Origin of the sequence: Brevibacterium sp. S111, assembly GCF_004745075.1 — a bacterium.
Classification (GTDB): domain Bacteria; phylum Actinomycetota; class Actinomycetes; order Actinomycetales; family Brevibacteriaceae; genus Brevibacterium.
Genome location: NZ_RHFH01000009.1, coordinates 173,182 through 192,224, shown reverse-complemented (window position 1 = coordinate 192,224; position 19,043 = coordinate 173,182). Strand labels below are relative to the sequence as shown.

14 protein-coding genes and 1 riboswitch are annotated in these 19,043 nt (G+C 66.0%); of the genes, 7 read left to right on the top strand and 7 right to left on the bottom strand.

Annotation, left to right across the window (positions count from 1 at the left end):
- The first annotated feature begins 134 nt into the window (after positions 1-134).
- From EB836_RS12175 to EB836_RS12160, 4 genes are all read left to right on the top strand, one after another.
- Positions 135-1,439, top strand: coding sequence for a M18 family aminopeptidase (locus EB836_RS12175; protein WP_135540751.1), 1,305 nt, complete (start codon positions 135-137; stop codon positions 1,437-1,439).
- Positions 1,440-1,566: 127 nt separating this feature from the next.
- Positions 1,567-1,675: riboswitch (TPP riboswitch) on the top strand.
- Positions 1,672-3,498, top strand: coding sequence for a phosphomethylpyrimidine synthase ThiC (gene thiC / locus EB836_RS12170; protein ID WP_240689940.1), 1,827 nt, complete (start codon positions 1,672-1,674; stop codon positions 3,496-3,498). It overlaps the preceding riboswitch by 4 nt.
- 9 nt (positions 3,499-3,507) lie before the next feature.
- Positions 3,508-4,299, top strand: a complete 792-nt coding sequence (locus EB836_RS12165) for an amidohydrolase family protein (RefSeq protein WP_135540749.1) — start codon at positions 3,508-3,510, stop codon at positions 4,297-4,299.
- A gap of 31 nt (positions 4,300-4,330) precedes the next feature.
- Complete coding sequence (locus tag EB836_RS12160) at positions 4,331-6,043, top strand: ABC-ATPase domain-containing protein (protein ID WP_135540747.1); 1,713 nt, start codon at positions 4,331-4,333, stop codon at positions 6,041-6,043.
- 107 nt (positions 6,044-6,150) lie between these two features.
- On the opposite strand, the gene EB836_RS12155 is transcribed toward EB836_RS12160, so the two are convergent.
- The gene (locus tag EB836_RS12155) at positions 6,151-8,598 is read right to left on the bottom strand and encodes a DUF255 domain-containing protein (RefSeq protein ID WP_135540745.1); all 2,448 of its coding nucleotides are present in this window, start codon (positions 8,596-8,598) and stop codon (positions 6,151-6,153) included.
- A 100-nt stretch (positions 8,599-8,698) separates the two neighbouring features.
- Between EB836_RS12155 and EB836_RS12150 the strand changes: the two genes are divergently transcribed.
- Positions 8,699-9,697 carry a hypothetical protein gene (locus tag EB836_RS12150; protein WP_135540743.1) on the top strand — a complete coding sequence of 333 codons (999 nt, stop codon included), beginning with the start codon at positions 8,699-8,701 and terminating at the stop codon, positions 9,695-9,697.
- Positions 9,698-9,870: 173 nt separating this feature from the next.
- Positions 9,871-10,323 carry a pyridoxamine 5'-phosphate oxidase family protein gene (locus EB836_RS12145; protein WP_135540741.1) on the top strand — a complete coding sequence of 151 codons (453 nt, stop codon included), beginning with the start codon at positions 9,871-9,873 and terminating at the stop codon, positions 10,321-10,323.
- A gap of 88 nt (positions 10,324-10,411) precedes the next feature.
- Here EB836_RS12145 and EB836_RS12140 read toward each other — a convergent pair whose 3' ends face one another.
- Positions 10,412-11,290 carry a glycerophosphodiester phosphodiesterase gene (locus tag EB836_RS12140; protein ID WP_135540739.1) on the bottom strand — a complete coding sequence of 293 codons (879 nt, stop codon included), beginning with the start codon at positions 11,288-11,290 and terminating at the stop codon, positions 10,412-10,414.
- A gap of 266 nt (positions 11,291-11,556) precedes the next feature.
- Here EB836_RS12140 and EB836_RS12135 point away from each other — a divergent pair, with 266 nt between their 5' ends.
- On the top strand, positions 11,557-13,050 hold the full coding sequence (locus EB836_RS12135; protein WP_135540737.1) for an alanine/glycine:cation symporter family protein: 1,494 nt from the start codon (positions 11,557-11,559) through the stop codon (positions 13,048-13,050).
- A gap of 378 nt (positions 13,051-13,428) precedes the next feature.
- Here the strand turns inward: EB836_RS12135 and thpD are convergent, their stop codons facing one another.
- From thpD to EB836_RS12110, 5 genes are all read right to left on the bottom strand, one after another.
- Positions 13,429-14,337: an ectoine hydroxylase gene (thpD, locus tag EB836_RS12130; RefSeq protein WP_135540735.1), complete on the bottom strand. Its 909-nt coding sequence runs from the start codon at positions 14,335-14,337 to the stop codon at positions 13,429-13,431.
- A gap of 232 nt (positions 14,338-14,569) precedes the next feature.
- Positions 14,570-14,977 carry an ectoine synthase gene (locus tag EB836_RS12125; RefSeq protein WP_135540734.1) on the bottom strand — a complete coding sequence of 136 codons (408 nt, stop codon included), beginning with the start codon at positions 14,975-14,977 and terminating at the stop codon, positions 14,570-14,572.
- 167 nt (positions 14,978-15,144) lie between these two features.
- The gene (gene ectB, locus EB836_RS12120) at positions 15,145-16,449 is read right to left on the bottom strand and encodes a diaminobutyrate--2-oxoglutarate transaminase (RefSeq protein ID WP_135540732.1); all 1,305 of its coding nucleotides are present in this window, start codon (positions 16,447-16,449) and stop codon (positions 15,145-15,147) included.
- Between the two features lie 161 nt (positions 16,450-16,610).
- The gene (ectA, locus tag EB836_RS12115; RefSeq protein WP_276606436.1) at positions 16,611-17,105 is read right to left on the bottom strand and encodes a diaminobutyrate acetyltransferase; all 495 of its coding nucleotides are present in this window, start codon (positions 17,103-17,105) and stop codon (positions 16,611-16,613) included.
- A gap of 284 nt (positions 17,106-17,389) precedes the next feature.
- Positions 17,390-18,865 carry an L-serine ammonia-lyase gene (locus tag EB836_RS12110; protein WP_135540728.1) on the bottom strand — a complete coding sequence of 492 codons (1,476 nt, stop codon included), beginning with the start codon at positions 18,863-18,865 and terminating at the stop codon, positions 17,390-17,392.
- Positions 18,866-19,043: the final 178 nt, after the last annotated feature.

Below are 19,043 nucleotides of genomic sequence, written 5' to 3'. Positions count from 1 at the left end.
GTCGAACACTCCTTGCCGTTGCTGTTGCGGGCGCAGGATCCCTGCCGCCGCCTTACCCTCGGAACCGATGTCTGACCGGTGCCTGAGGCCTTGTTCCTTGTCATCCAAACTACCGCAAACGATAGGCTGGGGAAATGAGTGAATCACACCCGGACCCGGTTGTCGCCGCGCAGACAGCGGCCGACCTCGGCGACTTCGTCAGTGCCTCCCCCAGCTCCTACCACGCCGTAGCCACCGCAGCCGCCCGTTTGGAGCAGGCCGGTTTCTCCCGCCTCGATGAGGCGAGCGCATGGGCGTTGACGCCCGGATCCGGCCATTTCGTCGTCCGCGACGGTGCGATCATCGCGTGGATGAATCCCACGACCACCGCCGAGGCAGTCCCCGGGTTCCGCGTGTTCGGATCCCACACGGATTCCCCGGCCTTCAAACTCAAACCCGGGGACGAATACACCGCCGAGGGCATGCGCCAGGTCGGAGTGGAGATCTACGGCGGTCCGCTGCTGAATTCCTGGCTCGACCGGGAACTCGCGTTCGCCGGTCGCCTCAGCCTCGCCGACGGCCGGGTCGTGCTCGCCCGCACCGGTCCGATCGCGCGCATTCCGCAGCTGGCAATCCACCTCGACCGGCAGGTCAATGACGGTCTGGCCTTGGACAAGCAGCGTCACACCGCTCCCGTGATCGGCTTGGCCGATCTCGCCGAGGCCGACGTCATCGAACTGCTCGCCGCTTCCGCCGAGGTCGATCCCGAGGCGGTGGTCGGTCACGACGTGTACACCGTCCCCACCCAGGAGCCGGCGCTTTTCGGTGCACGTGAGGAGTTCTTCGCCTCGCCGAGGTTGGACAACCTTCTGTCCGTCCATGCCGGGGTCACTGCACTGACGAGTCTCGACGCCGACTCGGTCGAAGGCATTGCGCTCTTCGCCGCCTTCGACCACGAGGAGATCGGGTCGAACTCACGCTCCGGTGCGTGCGGACCGTTCCTCGCCGATGTCACCGAACGCATCATCGCCTCTCTGCTGCCGGACTCGACGCGCAGCGACTATCTGGCGTCGCTGGCGGCATCGGTGTGCGTGTCATCGGACGCCGGGCATGCCGCTCACCCGAACTATCCGGAACGCCATGATCCGCATGTGCGTCCCCGCCTCGGCGGCGGTCCGCTGCTCAAACTCAACGCTCAGCAGCGGTACGCCACGGATGCTGTGGGCACCGCAGTGTGGTCGCGGGCGTGCACGGCCGCCGGCGTCGACTACCAAGACTTCGTGTCGAACAATGCGATGCCGTGCGGGTCGACAATCGGTCCGCTCACGGCGACACGCCTGGGCATGACGACCGTCGACGTGGGCCCGGCCCTGTATTCGATGCATTCGGCCCGCGAAATGGTCGCGGTCGCCGATGTCGTCGCCCTCGGCAGAGCCGCGACGACGTTCCTCCAAGGCTGATGCTCCTGCAGAACTGATGCGGCAGCGTCGTTTCGCTGGAGCTGTTGTCCTCCGTGGAGGCACCCTCCGTGGAAGCACCCCCGCCTCGGCGGGGTTTGTCCTCACCGCTGTCGACGTGATACGAATTGCACGACCCCACGGGAGCCCTGCAGAAGGGCTGAGATCGGACTGGATCGTCCGAGACCGTAGAACCTGATCCGGTTGATACCGGCGTAGGAAGCGAGGACTGCAGATGACTGCGTTCACCCCTGAAACACCTGTCCCTGCCACGGCTTCGGCCACCGTGCCCAATGCGAAGAACTCCACGAACGATTTCACGATCGAGCAGTATCCGACGCATTCTCCGGCGTGGCTCGAGGATGCCGAGCACGACATCCGCGTTCCCGTCACCCGCATCGAACTCGAGGACTCCGACGGACGGACCAACGCTCCCGTCCACGTCTACCGCACCGTCGGCCCTGGCAGCGTCCCCGAGGAAGGACTGCCGGCACTGCGGTTCCCCTGGATCGAGGGCCGCCTCGACACCGAAACCTACGCCGCCCGCGGACACCGCATCGCCGATGACGGTCGCGCTGCCGTGCGCCGCGGAGCGCCCTCACAGCAGTGGAGGGGTCGCAAACCGGTCCCACTCCGGGCCAAGCCCGGCCGGACCGTGACCCAGATGCACTACGCCCGGGAAGGCATCATCACCCCGGAGATGCGCTTCGTCGCCCTGCGCGAGCAGTGCGATGTCGAGCTCGTCCGCTCGGAGCTCGCCGCCGGCCGCGCGATCATCCCGAACAACATCAACCATCCCGAGTCCGAACCGATGATCATCGGCAAGGCCTTCCTTGTGAAAATCAACGCGAACATCGGCAATTCCGCGGTCACCAGCTCCATCGCCGAGGAGGTGCAGAAGCTGCGATGGGCCGCGAAGTGGGGTGCCGACACCCTCATGGACCTCTCGACCGGAAACGACATCCACACCACCCGAGAGTGGATCATCCGCAACTCCCCCATCCCCATCGGCACCGTCCCGATCTACCAGGCCCTGGAGAAGGTCGACGGCGAGGCGAACGCTCTGACCTGGGAGATCTATCGGGACACCGTCATTGAGCAGTGCGAGCAGGGCGTGGACTACATGACCGTCCATGCCGGCGTGCTGCTGCGCTACGTGCCGCTCACGGCCAACAGGGTCACCGGGATGGTCTCCCGCGGAGGCTCCATCATGGCTGGCTGGTGCTTAGCCCACCATGAGGAGAACTTCCTCTACACCCACTTCGACGAACTCTGCGAGATCTTCGCCCGCTACGACGTCGCGTTCTCACTCGGCGACGGGCTGCGGCCGGGCTCGATCGCCGATGCCAACGACGCCGCCCAGTTCGCCGAGCTCGACACCCTCGCCGAACTCACCGAACGCGCGTGGGCCCACGACGTCCAGGTCATGGTCGAAGGCCCTGGGCACATTCCGCTCCACCTGGTGCGCGAGAACGTCGAACGCCAGCAGAAGCTCTGCCACGGCGCCCCCTTCTACACCTTGGGTCCGCTCGTGACTGACATCGCACCCGGCTACGATCACATCACTTCGGCGATCGGGGCGACCGAAATCGCCCGCTACGGCACGGCGATGCTCTGCTACGTCACCCCGAAGGAGCACCTCGGCCTGCCCGACCGCGACGACGTCAAGACCGGGGTCATCACCTACAAGATCGCCGCTCACGCCGCCGATGTTGCGAAGGGCCACCCAGGCGCGACTGCCAGAGACGATGCACTGTCGAAGGCACGGTTCGAGTTCCGGTGGCGCGATCAGTTCGCCCTCGGCCTCGATCCGGAGACCGCCGAGGCGTTCCACGACGAGACGCTGCCGGCGGAACCGGCGAAGACCGCCCACTTCTGTTCGATGTGCGGGCCGAAGTTCTGCTCGATGCGCATCTCCCAGGACATCCGTGACACCTACGGCAGTGCCGAGGCGCAGGCCGCGCTGGCAGGCATGCGGGAGAAGAGCCGCGAGTTCCTCGCTGCGGGCGGCACGGTGTATCTTCCCGAGCCGACTGTCGGCCCCCGGGCGCGGGTTCGGTAGGTTGGTTCCATGGGAGAGCTTCAGCGTGCTTTCGACGCGCACCTGCATATCATCGACCCGGATCATCCGCTGATCGAGAACAACGGCTATCTGCCGGACCCGTTCACGGTCGCCGACTACCGATCCCGCCTGCAGAGCCTGGCGGAGGTCGGAGTCGAGGTCGCCGGCGGTGCTGTGGTCTCCGGTTCGTTCCAGGGCTTCGATCAGGGGTATCTCCTCGCCGCGCTGCGCGAACTCGGCCCGAACCATGTCGGCGTCACCCAGCTGCCGGCTGAGACCAGCGACGATCAGATCCGTGCCCTCGACGTCGCCGGCGTCAGGGCGCTGCGCTTCAACATCGCCCGTGGCGGTTCCACCGCTCTCGAGGCTCTCGACACCTTCGCCCGCCGGGTCTTCGACCTCGTCGGCTGGCATGCGGAGCTCTACATCGACGCACGCACCATCGATGCCGAGCTCGCCTCCCGCATCGCCTCCCTGCCGGCTGTGAGCATCGACCACCTCGGCATGCACGCCGAGGGTCTGCCCACTCTGCTGCGCCTCGTCGAGGCCGGGGTGAAGGTCAAGGCCACCGGTTTCGGGCGGGTGGAGCTCGATCCCGCCGAGGTTGTCCGCCGCATCGTCGACACGGACCCGGGCGCACTGATGGTGGGCACGGACCTGCCGTCGACCCGTGCCCGCAGACCCTTCGCCGATGCCGACTTCGCGCTCATCTGCGAAGTCCTCACCGCTTCCGAGGCCGATGCCGTGTTCTGGTCCAATGCGGCGCAGTTCTACGGCATCGGACCCGAAGGGGGCGAGTAAGCAGTCATCTCCGACCAGTAGCATGTGTCCAATGAGTTCACGTCAGTCGAATCTCGCATCCACTCTGCACAGCCTCGACGGTCGCAGCTACGGCAATCTCAAGCAGATCCGCGGCCGTTACAGCTTCGGACCGGTGACGCTTTTCATCGACCGCGTCCAGGCCGATCCCTTCGCGTCACCGTCGAAGGTCCGCGTCCGAGTCGACCGGGCCGATGCCAAGCTCCCGCCGGAACTGACCACCGATCGTGCCGACCGGATCGCTGCGGCCGACTATCTTCTGCGGGCCGGCAACATGATCCTCGCAGACCTCAAACAGCGCGCCCTCATCCTCGGTCAGCCGGGCCAGGAGATCCTCGAGAGGACGAACATCCTCATCGACGATGCCGGCTTCGAGGCACGACTGCTGGTCAATCTGCCGGCCCGCGGTCGGCGCATCCTCGGCCATCAGGCCGCCGACATCCTCACCCGCGACCTTCCGAAGCTCGCCGAAGCACTGTTCCTCTTCGACCGCTGGCCGGCTTCCGGCTCCCCGTCCGCCCACGCCCTGGAGGCGCACGTCCAGCTGCACAGGGATCAGTTGGAACTGCGCGATCACCTCGGCGAGGTCGAGCTGGTCGGATTCATCGGCAATGGTGCGGTCCTGCCGCGTGTCTCCGGGGATTCGGACCGGCCGATGGATGTCGAGACTGCAGTCTCCTTCACCTCCCCTCCGGAACTCGAGCACACGGTCGATCTGTCGAGCGGGCGCAGCCTCACCGGTATGGGCATTCCCCGTGGTGTCACCGTCATCGTCGGCGGCGGGTACCACGGCAAGTCGACGATTCTGCGCGCTCTCGAACGCGGTGTCTACCCGCATATCGCGGGCGACGGACGCGAGTGGGTCATCAGCGACCCTTCTGCCACCTCCATCCGAGCCGAGGACGGTCGGGCCGTGACCGGCGACGACATCTCGGCGTTCATCAACAACCTACCGTCGGGGACTGACACGAGATCGTTCTCGACGACGAACGCGAGCGGGTCGACCTCACAGGCGGCCAACCTCGTCGAAGCGGTCGAAGCCGGGGCGCAGACCCTGCTCATCGACGAGGACACCTCGGCGACGAACTTCATGATCCGCGACGAGCGCATGCGGAACCTCATTCCTGCCGAGCGGGAGCCGATCACCCCGTTCGTCGACCGCGTCCGCCCCCTGCTGACCAGGCAGGGCGTCTCCACGGTGCTCGTCGCCGGCGGGTCGAGTGCGTTCTTCGAGGTCGCCGATCACGTCATCGCTCTCGATGCCTATGTCCCCCGCGAGGTCACCGAAGAAGCGCACCGTCTCGTCGGTGTCACCGCCCACGGCCTCGCCACGGATTCGGACGCGTCCGACCCCGGTTTCGTCACGTCACCGCGCGTACCGACGGCCCGGGCCCTGCGCCCATCGTCGAAGACGAAGTCGGCCCGTGCGAAGGGCTCCGATCGAATCCAGTTCGGCCGCAGCTTCATCGACCTCATCGCCGTCGCTCAGCTCGTCGACGCCCAGCAGACCGCCGGGGTCGCCGAGTCGCTCGAGCACCTCGCTGAGGTCTTCGACGGACGCACCTCGCTGACCACAGCCCTCACCGAGCTCGAGAGCATGCTCGACGCCCAAGGCATCGACGCAGTCACCGGCCACCGCGACCACCCGGGCCATCTGACCCGGCCCCGCGCGCAGGAGATCGCCGCCGCCCTCAACCGCTACCGCGAGCTCCGCCTGGAAAGCTGACCGTCCCCGAGGCGACGCGCGGCTTTCCGCTGAACTCAGCAATCCGTCCGGCTCAGCAATCCGTCGAGCTCGGCTTTCCGCTGAACTCGGCTACCCGTCCGGCTCGGTTACCCGGCCACCAGTGCCGAGAGTTCGGCAGCAGTCCCAACCGGCAGGGAGCACGACGTACCCCGGCAGACGATCGCTGTCCCCGCGGGGACGGCGACCTCGCCGCCGTCCGGTCCCGGCACTCCGGTCGAGTCCGCGAGCAGGGTGAGGGATGGGTGCCGGGCCGCGGCTGCCCGCAGACTGGCGTCCGTGGTCGCGACCCGCACGGATCCGAGGGCCCGTTCGGCCTGCCAGAGTGCGTGCCCGCAGCCGCGCGGAGCCTGACCGGCCAGCGCCCGATAGACGCCGAGGAGTCGGTCCCGCAGCTCGAGCAGCCTCCCCGTCTCCAACAGGGCACTCCCGCTCGTCGCCTCCGAGCCATCGGATCCCGCATCGCCCGCAGCCGCGGCGGACGCATCTGCACCCACCACCGCGTCGACGCCGAGTTCGGCGAGCAGCAGCACGACCTCGGCAGCTGCCGACCGACCCGAGGGGACGGTGTTGTCCACCGGGTCCGCCGACTTCACGTCGATGATTCCGTCACCGAGCGAATCGACGACCTCGAGGATCCCGTCCTCACTGTCGGCGGTGAAGTCATCGAGCATCTGCGCACTCGCTGTGACCAGGACATTCACCGGCACCGAGGCGGCCCCGCCCGGCAATTGCCGGACCGTGATCCCAGCGGTGATGAATTGCGCCCGATCGGCAAGCCCGCCCCGTCCTGGGCCCGGCTCTCCGTCGGTGAAGCTGCGCCGCACATCGAACCCGGCCGAGCCGGCTGCGTCCACTGAATCGGACGCCCCCGTCCGCTCGAACCGTTCGTGCATCGCTTCCCAGAACCGCAGTGCGGTCCTGCCCCACTCTCTCGGATCCGCAGCATCCGACCCTGCACCGTCCGCGCCCGCACCGTCCGAATCCGCACCACCGGCATCCTCAGCACCCGCACCCGTGTACAGCGCCGCCTCGGCGAGGGCGGTGACGGCCAGCGCATTCCATTCGGTGATGATCTTCTCGTCCCGGGCCGGCTGCGAACGCCGTGCCCGCAGCTCGGCGAGCACTTCGCGTTGGCGTCGTGTCGCTTCGATGTCCCAGGGCGCGGGATGATCGGCGTCGAAGGGCACGTCCTCCATTCCGAGCCAGTCGATGATGCGCACGGCCGCGACGACCTGCCCGGACAGTTCCGCGCCGGCCGGCGAGTCGACGAGCCCGAGCAGACCCGCCTGCCCGGCCTGTGCGAACTCCTCGGGGGTGAACACGTAGGCGGCGCCCTCCTCGGACACCCCTGCTTCGCTGAGCGAGTCCGCGTCGAGGGCCGCGATGCAGCCGCCTTCGGTCGTCAAGTCGCTCACCAGGAAGTTCGCGGTGTCAGCGATCTCTCGTTCGGCCAGTGCGAGCCATTTCGACTTCGGGTCGAGGCGGCGTTCGACCTTCGCCCACGCGACCACGGCGCGCAGGTAGAGGGCATTGTCATAGAGCATCTTCTCGAAGTGCGGCACGAACCACTGCCGGTCGACGCTGTAGCGGGCGATCCCGCCGCGCACCTGGTCACGCATGCCGCCGCTGGCGATCCGCGCGAGCGTCCCACGGACGGCGATGAGGCAGTCGAGGACGAGCTCCCCGGTCAGGTGCCCATCCGCGCCGAGCCAACCGAGCCGTCCCTCCGCGCGCACCCGATCCATCGGGTGGGCATCGTCTCCGTCGTCCGATTCCCTCGCCGAGGCGGCGCCGCCGTCCCCGCCCGCCGGGTCGGAGCCACCCGAACCGCTCGCCGAGGCTGTCCCACCCAACCGCACGAACGCGGCCAGGAGTTGGAGCACGTTCATCATCGGCGGGAACTTCGGCGCCCCGCCGAACCCGCCCCACGCCGGGTCATAGGAATCGAGGAGCGCCGCGGCTGCGGAATCGAGCTCCTCGGGACTCAGGGACTCGGCGGCCGCCTCGGCGGGCAGCGCACTCGTCACGGCATCGGCCATCTCGGCCAGTCCGCGGTCCATCCGCCGGGTCATCTGATCGACTTCATCACGGCGATCCGTCCACGTCTGGGACACCGCGGTGAGCACCTGGGTGAACGCGGGCAGTTTCCCGCGCGGAGCCGGCGGGAAATACGTGCCGGCGTAGAAGGGGCTGCCGGCGGGCGTGGCGAAGATCGTCATCGGCCATCCGCCCTGCCCGGTCATCGCCTGGAGCGCGTTCATATAGTTCGAGTCGATGTCCGGCAGTTCCTCGCGGTCGATCTTGATCGGAACGAACCGGTCGTTCATCAGCTTCGCGACCGCCTCATCCTCAAAGGACTCATGTGCCATGACGTGGCACCAGTGGCAGGTGGAGTACCCGATCGAGATGAGCAGGGGAACGTCTCGGCGGGCCGCCTCGGCGAGGGTTTCCGGCGTCCACATCCGCCAGTCCACTGGGTTGTCGGCATGCGCGCGGAGGTAGGGGCTGGTTGAGGCAGCGAGTTCGTTCGGCATGCCCCCAGCGTCTCACTTCCCGCGGGTCGGGGCGAGGCCCGACCACGGAAACCGCCCATCGAAAATAGCAAGGTACCTGGCTTTATGGAATCATGACGGCATGAGCCCAACCCCGAACGATGCCACGGGAGCCGCAGACGATGAGGCTCCGCAGACCGCTCCCGCACCCGTGGACGACAAGACTCTGTCGATCACGGTCGGCGCTTTCGTCGTCTTCATCGCGACCTGGATCGGTTCGAAGATGGCGGGCACGGCCCTGCCTTCGGCTGGTTTCGGCGGGACCGATCTCCGTCTCGCCCAGATCGTGCTCGTCCTCGTCGCCGGAGTCGCCGCCGTCCTCCTCGGGCGCAGCCTGAAGTCGATTCCGCGCAGCGTCTTCCTCGTCATCACCGTCTTCTACTTCGCGTTCGCCGCTCTGGCCGCGGTCTTCACCGGTCAGTTCACGAGCGTCGAAGTCGAATCACGATTCTTCGCCATCGTCCGCCTTGTTCACTTCATCGCCGACCTCATCTATCCGCTGATCGTCGCCCAGGTTCTGGCCGTCACGGTCTCACGAGTCGGGGCTGCGCTCGGTGGCACAGACGTCGACGCGGACTCCGCCGGCACAGACACAGGACGCCTCGAGCAGCGTGCGGCCCGCAGCGGCAGAGCCGCCGCGATCGTCCTCTTCGCCGTGGTCGCCGTCATCATCGTCGTGTGGATTCTGCGCCAGCCGATCACGGCTGAACCATTGCTGTCGCAGTCCGGTGATGTTATCGGCGCCGTTGCCGCAGCCCTCGGCTCTGTCGCCGCGGTCTATGCTCTCCGCGCGGTCGCGGTCGCCCGCTCACTGCCGGCAGAGCAGCCGGCCGTGGGACGCGACCTCAGCCGCACCCGCCCTCACCTGGCGCACACCCTCACCTTCCTCACGATCGCCGCGGGCCTCTACCTCTGCCGCCAGTACGCCATCACCTCCGTCGACTTCGGCGCCGGCCTCGGCGGCGGCTACCCATTCGGGCCGGTGGGCCTGCTCGTGTTCACGATCGGCAGTTTCGGTCTCGCGGTCATCACCTTCGACGCGGTGACGCAGCGCCGGAAGGCCCCCGCCGACCCGAAGTGAACGCACCTCGCCGAGGCGGGGCCGCCTCGGTGAGGGTGAGCGCGTTCCTGAGACCGTGCGATCCGATTGGCGGCACCCTCTTCCCCTGCCCGCGACATTCTTCTACAATATGTAGAAATCAGTGGTGAGGGTGCCGCTTCCGGTATCCGCCCCTGCCGAACGGGAGGCCGACGATGAACGCCGAATCAACCTGGACGCTCGATGCCAAGGAATGCTGGGAACGCCTGCGATCGACTTCTGTCGGCCGCCTTGCCGTCATCGTCGACGAGGCCCCGGAGATCTTCCCGGTGAACTTCGTCGTCGAACATTCCGCGCTCGTCATCCGCACCGGAGAGGGCACCAAGGTCGACGCCATCCGCAGCCGCCCGCGCGTCGCCTTCGAGATCGACGGGCTTGAGGCGGGCACCGCGTTCAGCGTCATCGTCAAGGGCGATGCGAAGACGATCAGTGCTCCCGACGAGCTGCGCGACACCGTCTCCCTCGACGTGTCCCCGCTGCAGCCGGGAACGAAGAATCACTTCATCCGGATCCTCGCCGAGGAGGTCACCGGGCGGTCCTTCCCCGTGACCGATCCCTCGACGTGGGAGACGGAGCTCAGCCACGTGGCCCGCGCACCCCACGAATGACCGTGGCCGGGCCCTCGCATCGTGACGCTCTGAGCCTTCGCGTCCTGTTGCGCTGAGGGCTGCGCTCTGAGCCCTCGCATCCTGGAGTTCAGAGGGCTTCGACGATGTCGACGAGGCGGTCGGGGGTGTTCGTGATGATGCCGTCGGCACCGATGTCGATGGCACGATCCATCCCCGCGGGCTCGTCGACCGTCCACACCAGGCTCGACATGCCGAGCTCGTGGATCATCATGAGGAATTCCGGGTCGGCGGCGCAGAATTCGGGGTTGATCTGGTCGACCCATTCGGCGAAGTCCTCGAGTTCATCCGGGCACGGGCGGCCGAGCACCCCGACGGGGACCTCGGGTGCCAGGGCGTGGAATTCGCGGATGAACGCCCAGTTCGCCGACTGGACGACGAGCATGCCTGCGGCCAGGGCCCGGTCGAGATAGTTCGGCAGAGCGCGCAGGGCGGACACGATCGCTGCGGCGATTCCCGGATAGCGTTCGGGATGTTTGACCTCGAGCAGCAGGCCGGTGCGTGTGTCGTGGACGAGGGTGAGCACCTCGGCGAGGCGCGGCACACGGATCCCCGCGAACTCCTCCCCCTTCCATCCGCCGGCATCGAGCGTGGCGATCTGCGCGGCGTTCATCCCGCCGATGGACCGGTCGGTGCGATTCGGGTAGAGCGTGCGGGCGTCGGTGGTGCGGTCGACGGTCGCGTCGTGCATGATGACGAGCTCACCATCGGCGCTCATGTGCACGTCGGTCTCGATCATGTCAGCCCCCTGGTCGATGCCGGCCATGAATGCGGGGATCGTGTTCTCCGGCCAGTTCGCCGACGCGCCGCGGTGGGCGATGACCAGGGGCGGGACGCGGACCCGGGCGGGATCGGGCACGGCTGCAGACTGATCATCGGGGCGATGGGTCCTCGCCCTCGAGCGGCGAGGCGCGGGTTCGGCGGTGGGGGTGAGAAGGGTGATGGGCATTTCAGAACTCCTCTGCGGAGACTTCCGGGGTGGCCACAAGGCGTCGTGACGACGTCCGAGCATTGAGTGCAATGGCGGCCAGAATAGTCTCGGCGAGCAAGTTCCCGATGATGGGCAGGTGGACGGGACGTGAATCATGGATTTGCACCCCCTGAGGGCTGGCTGCGTTGGGCATAAGTGGCAGACTGAGGTGGAAGACAGGTGGAACCCGTGCTGTCGCCGGGCAGGACCCACAACGCATTGCCAGATGAAGGAGACACAGTTCGATGGAGATGCTCCAGAGCGCCTTTGACAGTATCGACACATTCTCGTCATACATTCTCGTTGCGGTCCTGATCCCCACGGGCCTGTATTTCACCATCCGCACGGGCGTGGTCCAGCTGCGGCTGCTGCCCGAGATGTTCCGCACGCTGGTCGAACCCGGTGGACGGGACCCCGAGGGCAATCGGAACATCTCTCCGTTCCGCGCCTTCTCCATCTCCGCTGCCTCCCGCGTGGGCACAGCGAACATCGCCGGTGTGGCACTGGCGATCTCGCTCGGCGGTCCCGGCGCGATGTTCTGGATGTGGCTGACAGCGATCGTCGGCGGTGCCACGGCCTTCGCCGAGTCCGCCCTCGGACAGCTCTACAAGCTCAAGGACGGCCCGAACTTCCGTGGAGGTCCGGCGTACTACATCAGGCACGGGCTGAAGATGAAGAAGCTCGGGCTGATCTTCGCGGTGATCGTGGCCATCACCTACGGCATCGTCTTCAACACGGTGCAGTCGAACTCCATCGTCGACGCGGTGGGAACATCATTCGGCGTCGAAGATTCCAACTTCATGTTCACCGCGATCACCGGACTGGTCATCGCCCTCGGCGCTTATGCGATCTTCGCCGGTGGAGCCAAGCGCATCTCGAACGTCTCCGCCTACCTCGTGCCGATCATGGCCGGCGTGTACCTCATCGTCGGGATCATCGTCGTGGCGATGAACATCGAAGCCGTTCCGGGGATGATCGGCACCATCTTCACCGACGCATTCAGCATGCATTCGATCTCCGGCGGAGCGATCGGCTCGATCATGCTCGTCGGCGTGCAGCGCGGCCTGTTCTCCAATGAGGCCGGCATCGGCTCGGTGCCGAACGCCGCGGCGACCGCCTCGGCTTCTCACCCGGCCAAGCAGGGCTTCGTGCAGGCGCTCGGCGTGTACTTCGACACGATCCTCGTGTGCTCAATCACCGCGTTCATCATCCTGCTGTCAAACCCCGAGTACGGCAGCTCGGCCGAAGGCATGCAGCTGACCCAGACCGCGCTGAGCGGACAGCTTGGCCAATGGGCCATCCACTTCCTCACCTTCGCGATCTTCCTCTTCGCGTTCTCGTCGATCCTCGGCAACTACTACTACGGCGAGGCCAATATCGAGCACCTGACGACGAGCAGAACGGCGCTGCGCGTCTACCAGGTCATTGTCATGGTGGCCGTATTCATCGGGTCCATCGCGGCGCTCGACATCGTCTGGAGTGCGGCAGACATCTTCATGGCGATCATGGCGCTGATCAACCTGTTCGCCCTGCTCATGCTCTCGCCACTGGTGTTCCGAATCCTGAAGAACTACACGGACCAGCGTCGTGCCGGACAGGAACCGATCTTCCGGCGCACCGACCTGCCGACCTTCAAGTACATCAACACCGACGTCGACGCCTGGGACGGTGAGGACGAGGTCACCACGACGAAATTCTGGCAGGATCGCGGCAAGAAGGTACGCTCCGACAGCGAGTGATGCCGCGAGCATTCTGCTCCAACTAGCACGTCGGGCGCCCCGTACACGGGAGCGCCCGACGTGTATTCACACCCCGGATTTCAACAGGAGGTTCCGATGAGTGTTGACCGCTCGGAATTGGCGGACATCCTCGCCGAGGCGACCGGCTGGTCGGTCACGGCCGGTCCATCGGATCATTCGAAGGATCCCGCGGGGTGATGCGGGGGACAGACCTGAGGATCATCGAGTAGTCGCGATGCGTCGAGTTCCTCCGAGAGTGCAAAGGAGCCCGGCGCCGCTACTGCGGCACCGGGCCCCACTTGTGCTGATGCGCTCACTCCACGGCCTGTGTCAGGCATGCGCGAGGCATCAGCGGCCGAATTCTTTGCGCGCGAGGCGTCAACGGCCGGCAGGCGTGAAGTCCGTGCTGCCGACGAACTCCGGACGCGGCTTCGGCGCGGCGTAGGGCTCCACGCAGGCATTCTCCACCGAGTTGTACACGATGAAGATATTCGAGCGCGAGAACGGAGTGACGTTGCCGTTCGACGCATGCATGCAGTTGGAGTCGAACATGATCGCTCCGCCGGCCGCACCTTCAAGCACGTCGATGCCGTATGCGTCGGCGAAATCAGTGAGAGTCTGACGATCCGGGGTGCCTGCACCCTGCATGATGAGCGACTTCCGATAGTTGTCCTCGGGAGTGCCTCCCACACAGCTGATGTAGCGCTTGTGCGAGCCGGGCATGATCATCAGCGGACCATTGTATGAGTAGTTGTCCGTCAGCGACAGCGAGAGACTCACCGCGCGCGGAGCGGGCATTCCGTCCTCGGCATGCCAGGTCTCGAAGTCCGAATGCCAGGAGAACTCCTTACCCACGAATCCCGGCTTGTAGTTGATTCGGCTCTGATGGATATAGACATCGCTTCCGAGGATCTGACGTGCGCGGTCGACGAGACGCGGATCGTTCGCGATCTTTCTGAAGATCTCATTGGTGCGATGGATGTCGAATATCGACCGGACCTCGTCGGACTCGGCTTCGACGACGGTGCGCTCATCGGCCTTCACCTCGGGGTCGTGCGAAAGCCTGTGGAGCTCGTCAGTGAAGAGTCTGAGTTCTTCGGGGGTGATGAGCTGATCGATCGTCAGATAGCCCGTGTCCTCGAAGTGCTTGAGCTCCGCCGCCTCGAGGGGGCCGTCTTCGGGGGAACCGAAGACGATCGGACCCGTGCGCGGGAGAACCTCAGTGGTCTCGCCGGAGCGAGTCGGATAGAGATCTGTGGCTGCGGTCGCAGTGGACACTGCGGTCATCAATTCTCCTTCCTTCGCTATGTGCCGTCTGCCGGAGTGATGGCGTGAGCGCTCATCGCCCCCGCAGATCGGGTTGTGCCGCCACCGTAACAGGAGGACGTCGTCACCGGCACCCCGGGTGGAGCCAAAACGAAGGGCGGCTCGAGCGATCAATCGCCCGAGCCGCCCTTCGGCGTCACGGTGCCTCAGCAGTCGATCTCAACGATCGGCCGCCTCGGCGAGTGGAACTCGATCAGTTCGCGGGTGCCGCTTCGTCTTCGACGATGAGCGGGTACACGCCGTTCTCGTCGTGGACCTCACGCCCGGTGACCGGCGGGTTGAACACGCAGGCCAAGCGCAGCTCTTCCTCGGCGACGACGGTGTGCTTCTCGTTTCCGTCGAGGAGGTACATGACGCCGTCGTGGAGCGGGTATTCCTTCCCGGTCTCCAGGTCGGTCAGCGTTCCCTTGCCCTGCACGCAGTACACGGCTTCGACGTGGTTCTGGTAGTGGAACGTCGAGGTGGTTCCTGCGTAGATCACGGTGTCGTGGAACGAGAATCCGACGCGCTCCTTGCCGAGCACCATGCGACGGCTGCGCCAGGTCTCGGACTTCACATCGCGGTCGGTGTCATTGAGGTCATCGCGGTTGACTACGTACATTCGTGGTCCTTTCGTGAAAGGTCGGGGAAAGTTCAGGTGATGGGTCACGGACTCCCGTCGCGTTTCGACGGTGCCCGCCGACCCGGCTGAGCCATCGAACCGGAGTTCGGTTCGGCCCACAGCTCGGGCCGGCGCCACGGTTGCGGCGCCGGCCCGGCAGAGGTGAGTCAGGCCAGTGCGGCCTCAGCAGCGGCGGGAGCGAACTTGGCCACTCCGGCCTCGATGATGTCCAGGCCCGCCTGCAGATCGCGCGAGTCGATCGTCAGCGGCGGCATGATCTTGATGACCTCGTCCTGGGACCCTGAGGTCTCGAGGAGCAGGCCCTTTTCGAAGGCGTATGCTGCAACCTTCTCGGCCACTTCGGCGTCTTCGAAGTGGAGGCCGGCCAGCAGTCCGCGGCCGCGGATGGTGGCGCCCTCGGCCTTCTCGACGATGCCGTCGAGGCGCTGGTGCAGCTCGGCGATCGTGTCGGCGAGTTCGTTCTGGAAGGAGTTGTCGGCCCAGAAGTTCTTGATCGCGGCGGTGGCGGTCACGAACGCGGGGTTGTTTCCGCGGAAGGTGCCGTTGTGCTCGCCGGGCTCCCAGACATCGAGCTCGGGACGGAACAGGGTCAGAGCCAGGGGCAGACCCGAACCGGAGATCGACTTCGACAGGCAGACGATGTCGGGCTCGATGCCGGCCTCTTCGAAGCTGAAGAACGAACCGGTGCGGCCGCAGCCAGCCTGCACGTCATCGACGATGAGGAGGATGTCGTGCTTCTTGGTCAGCTCGGACAGAGCGCGCAGCCATTCGGCGCGAGCGGCACGCAGGCCGCCTTCGCCCTGGACGGTCTCGACGATGACTGCGGCGGGCTTGTCGACGCCCGAACCGGAGTCTTCGAGGACCTTCTCCAGCCACAGGAAGTCCGGCGTCTCACCATCGAAGTAGTCGTCGTAGGGGATCTTCGAGCTGTTGGTCAGCGGGATGCCTGCGCCTTCGCGCTTCATCGAGTTGCCGGTCACCGACAGCGATCCCAGGGTCATGCCGTGGAAGGCGTTGGTGAACGAGAGCATGTGCTGACGTCCGGTGACCTTGCGGGCGAGCTTGAGGGCTGCCTCGACGGTGTTGGTGCCCGTCGGACCGGGGAACATCACCGAGTAGTCGAGTCCGCGCGGCTTGAGGATGAGGTCCTGGAAGGTCTGGAGGAACTCACGCTTGGCCGGGGTCTTCATATCCATCGAGTGGAGGACGGCACCCGACTGCAGGTATTCGATGAGCGGTCCCATCACTGCCGGGTTGTTGTGGCCGTAGTTGAGTGCGCCGGCACCGGAGAAGAAGTCGAGGTATTCGTTGCCGTCCTCGTCCCACTGCTTCGCGCCCTGCGAGCGGGCGAAGGTGGCCGGCCAGGAGCGGCAGTAGCTGCGAACGGCTGATTCGCGGGTTTCGAAGATGTCGGGCTTGCCAGAAGGTGTGGTCGTGGAGCTTTCGGTCATCGTTGGAGTCCTTTCGACTTCTTGATTGTGCGGCTGCATCGTGTGCAGCCGCCGAGGCGGTGGTCGCAGTCGCTCATGGCGAGCGATCTCTTCCGCCTCCTGACGCCGGCCGCGGCCTCTCCCGTGCACCGGGGGTCCGCGCAGCGCCGTGGTGGGGCTCGTTACAGCGGTGCGATCTCGTAGAGGTACTCGGTGTCGTGGCCGTCCGGGTAGAGGTCCGGGGTGAACAGCGGGCGACGGTCGAAACCGGCCCCGCGCTGCTCGGCGAACGCCTGGAACAGGCGGTTGGACGCCGCGTTGTCCGCGGTGATCGTCGTCTCCAGGCGGAGAGCGCCGGTGTGGTCAGCCAGCTCATGGAGCATGGTGGAGGCGAGTCCGTGACCACGGAACTTCTCATCGACTGCGACCTGCCAGATCATCAGGGTGTCCGGGTTCTCCGGACGGGTGTACCCGGTGATGAAGCCGGCGGGCTCTCCGTCGATCCGTGCGATCACCGAGGTCTCCGCGAAGTCGCGGCACCACAGCAGGTACGAGTACGAGGAGTTCAGATCGAGCACGGCTGTGTCTTTCGCGAGCCGCCATAGATGTTGTCCGTCCTCCAGCTCGGGAGTCCGGACGTCGGTTTGCGTCTTCGGTTCAGCGAGTGCGTTAATCACGCCAATAAACCTAGCGGCATGAGATTGAGCGTCAACCCCGAACCCGTCTAATCAGGGGCACTTTGACAACGATCAGCGCCGCCTGCCGGCATGTAACAGACCCGGCCTTCCCCATGGCATCTCTGGGATGTGACGGGGGGCTCCTTCGCGCTCATGACGGGCCGGATGTTCGTTATCGTTTCGTTACATTTATCGACTTCTGGAACTTGGGTTCCACGTGTTCCACGTCACCATCATCGAATTGGGACAGCAAGGAATCCTGCTGGCCGACGCCCCGGCGGCCCTCAGCACTCGACGACGTTGACGGCGAGGCCGCCGAGCGCTGTCTCCTTGTACTTCGAGGACATGTCGGCACCGGTCTGGCGCATCGTCTCGATGACCTCGTCGAGGCTGACCCGGTGCTGGCCGTCGCCCCACAGCGCCATGCGGGAGGCGTTGATCGCCTTGCCTGCCGCGATCGCATTGCGTTCGATGCAAGGGACCTGCACGAGCCCGGAGATCGGGTCGCAGGTCAGGCCCAGGTTGTGTTCCATCGCGATCTCGGCGGCGTTCTCCACTTGCTCGGGCGTACCGCCCATGACCGCGGCCAGTCCCCCGGCCGCCATCGACGAGGCGGATCCGACCTCACCCTGGCAGCCGACCTCGGCACCGGAGATCGACGCGCGTTCCTTGTAGAGGACGCCGATCGCCGCCGCAGTGAGCAGGAAGTCGATGATGGCTCGGTGCTTCGCGGCTTCGCCGCCTTCGGCCACAGACGGCACGTAGTTGAGCGCGTAGTGCAGCACGGCCGGGATGATCCCGGCTGCCCCGTTCGTCGGCGCGGTGACGACGCGTCCGCCCGAAGCGTTCTCCTCGTTGACGGCCATGGCGATGAGGTTGACCCATTCGAGGTAGTACCCCGGATCGTGGTTCGGGTCCTCGGCCTTGAGCTTGAGATACCAGTCGTGGGCGCGCCGGCGGACCTTGAGCCCGCCGGGCAGGTAGCCGGAACGGTCCAAGGACGCCGAGGCGCACTCCTCCATCACCGAATAGATGTGGAGCAGCCCGTGCCGGATCTCGTCCTCGTCCCACATCGACAGTTCGTTCGCGTGCATGATCTCGGCGATCGACATGTCGTTCTCGCGGCAGCGTTCGAGCAGTTCGGCCCCGGAATGGAACGGGTACGGCAGCTCTTCGCTGTAGGACTCGAGTTCGGCTTCGACGACCGAATCGGCGACCGCGAATTCCGAACTCTCGGGACCGTCTTCTGCCCCCGCCTCGGCGGATTTCTCCTTCTCGAGGAATTCGGTCTCCGAGGTGACGAACCCGCCGCCGACGGAGTAGTAGGTCTCTTCGGCCAGGGTCTGGCCCGTGGAGTCGAAGGCGGTGATGGTCAGGGCGTTCGTGTGGCGCGGGAGGACGGTCAGCGGCCGCTTGACCATGTCGTCTTCGGTGAGGGCGATCTCGACTCCGTTGCCGGTGGAATCGCCGAGGATGATCGTCCCGGTCTCGGACATCCGTGTCCGGCGGGCGGTGAGTTCGTTGGCTTCGATGAGGTCCGGTCGGCAGCCTTCGAGGCCGATGAGGATGGCGTCGAAGGTTCCGTGGCCGGCACCGGTGGCGGCCAGGGATCCGAACACGTCGACGCGCAGGTCCGCAACGGATCCCAGCGCATCGCCGAGGAGGTGGATGAAGCTCGAGCCCGCTCGCATCGGTCCGACGGTGTGCGAGCTCGAGGGTCCGATGCCGACGGTGAAGAGGTCGAAGACACTCAATGGCATGGCAATCACTTCGTTTCTGGTGGGATGACGACGGGGCCGGCCGAAGGACCGGGCACGCTCACATGCCCGGCGAGCCGGTGCGGACGCTGACGCCCGCACCGACCTCGACCGACCCCGATCTGAGGGTGTTTCCGCGACCGGGCGTGCACACGCATGTGCTCGCCGCCGATCCCGGGAG

What these genes read in the sequence shown, in the direction of transcription:
- EB836_RS12165 (WP_135540749.1), top strand. Translation starts at nt 3,508, where the DNA reads ATGGGAGAGCTTCAGCGTGCTTTCGACGCGCACCTGCATATCATCGAC.
- EB836_RS12155 (WP_135540745.1), bottom strand. Translation starts at nt 8,598, where the DNA reads ATGCCGAACGAACTCGCTGCCTCAACCAGCCCCTACCTCCGCGCGCAT.
- EB836_RS12140 (WP_135540739.1), bottom strand. Translation starts at nt 11,290, where the DNA reads ATGCCCATCACCCTTCTCACCCCCACCGCCGAACCCGCGCCTCGCCGC.
- EB836_RS12135 (WP_135540737.1), top strand. Translation starts at nt 11,557, where the DNA reads ATGGAGATGCTCCAGAGCGCCTTTGACAGTATCGACACATTCTCGTCA.
- thpD (WP_135540735.1), bottom strand. Translation starts at nt 14,337, where the DNA reads ATGACCGCAGTGTCCACTGCGACCGCAGCCACAGATCTCTATCCGACT.
- thiC (WP_240689940.1), top strand. Translation starts at nt 1,672, where the DNA reads ATGACTGCGTTCACCCCTGAAACACCTGTCCCTGCCACGGCTTCGGCC.
- EB836_RS12110 (WP_135540728.1), bottom strand. Translation starts at nt 18,865, where the DNA reads ATGCCATTGAGTGTCTTCGACCTCTTCACCGTCGGCATCGGACCCTCG.
- EB836_RS12160 (WP_135540747.1), top strand. Translation starts at nt 4,331, where the DNA reads ATGAGTTCACGTCAGTCGAATCTCGCATCCACTCTGCACAGCCTCGAC.
- EB836_RS12145 (WP_135540741.1), top strand. Translation starts at nt 9,871, where the DNA reads ATGAACGCCGAATCAACCTGGACGCTCGATGCCAAGGAATGCTGGGAA.
- EB836_RS12175 (WP_135540751.1), top strand. Translation starts at nt 135, where the DNA reads ATGAGTGAATCACACCCGGACCCGGTTGTCGCCGCGCAGACAGCGGCC.
- EB836_RS12125 (WP_135540734.1), bottom strand. Translation starts at nt 14,977, where the DNA reads ATGTACGTAGTCAACCGCGATGACCTCAATGACACCGACCGCGATGTG.
- ectB (WP_135540732.1), bottom strand. Translation starts at nt 16,449, where the DNA reads ATGACCGAAAGCTCCACGACCACACCTTCTGGCAAGCCCGACATCTTC.
- EB836_RS12150 (WP_135540743.1), top strand. Translation starts at nt 8,699, where the DNA reads ATGAGCCCAACCCCGAACGATGCCACGGGAGCCGCAGACGATGAGGCT.